The organism is Methylorubrum aminovorans (assembly GCF_022179725.1).
In the GTDB taxonomy this organism is placed as follows: Bacteria; Pseudomonadota; Alphaproteobacteria; order Rhizobiales; family Beijerinckiaceae; genus Methylobacterium; species Methylobacterium aminovorans.
This window is the reverse complement of the sequence record NZ_BPRC01000090.1, coordinates 1-1,006: the sequence shown is the minus strand read 5'-3', so window position 1 is coordinate 1,006 and position 1,006 is coordinate 1. Positions and strand designations below refer to the sequence as shown.

Genomic DNA, 1,006 nt, shown 5'->3' with positions numbered 1-1,006 from the left:
GGTCGTGAAGTTCGCGACCGATGTCACGCAGGACCGTCTGCGCCGCGCAGACGTGGCAGGACAGATTGCGGCCATCAACCGGTCGCAGGGCGTCATCCACTTCGACATGGACGGCACGATCCTCGACGCCAATGAAAACTTCCTGGGCGTCGTCGGCTACCGCCTGGACGAGGTCCGTGGTCAGCACCATCGGACCTTCGTCGAGATGTCTCACGCCCAGTCAGCGGAGTACCTGCAGCTATGGGAGGCGCTCCGGCGCGGTGAGTACCAGGCCGGCGTGTTCAAGCGCCTCGGCAAGGGAGGACGAGCCGTCTGGATCCAGGCCAGCTACAACCCGATCTTCGATGCGGATGGTCAGCCGTTCAAGGTCGTGAAGTACGCGACTGACATCACCGCCAGGACGGCGGCTCAGCATGCGGCGACCGGTGCCTCAGGCCAGACGCTGATGAACGTGCAGACCGTCGCCTCGGCAGCGGAGGAACTGAGTGCTTCGATTGGTGAGATCGCTCAGAGCCTCGCCCGTTCGCGCTCTGAGGTGGACGCCATCCACGATCAGACCATCGTCGCGGACCGCTCCACAGCGAAGCTGAAGGACGCCGCCGCCTCGATGAACGGCGTCGTGCAACTCATCCAGGGTGTTGGGCAGCAGATTAATTTGCTGGCCCTCAATGCAACGATCGAGGCGGCGCGGGCTGGCGAAGCCGGGCGCGGCTTTGCCGTGGTTGCCGGCGAGGTGAAGAACCTGTCGAATCAGGTGACGCAGGCGACGAGTCGGATCGCCCAAGACATCCATGGGATGCAGGGGATCGCGGAAGAGGTAGTTGCTGCTCTGCTCTCGATTGTACAAGCGCTTGAATCGGTACGGGAGACGGTGACCGGTGTGGCCTCGGCGGTCGAGGAGCAAAGCGCCGTCACCCAGGAGATCTCGTCCAGCATGCAGACGGCCGCCCAGGGTGTCAGCGAGATCAACACCAGCCTGCAGGCTCTCACGGGCTGAGGGAGTTTG

The 1,006-nt window shown here is 63.8% G+C and carries 1 protein-coding gene; it reads left to right on the top strand.

What is annotated here, in order from left to right; genetic code table 11:
* The coding region (locus MFF24_RS28620; RefSeq protein WP_238229219.1) for a methyl-accepting chemotaxis protein at positions 1–997 on the top strand (997 nt) is incomplete at its 5' end.
* Between the last annotated feature and the right edge of the window lie 9 nt (positions 998–1,006).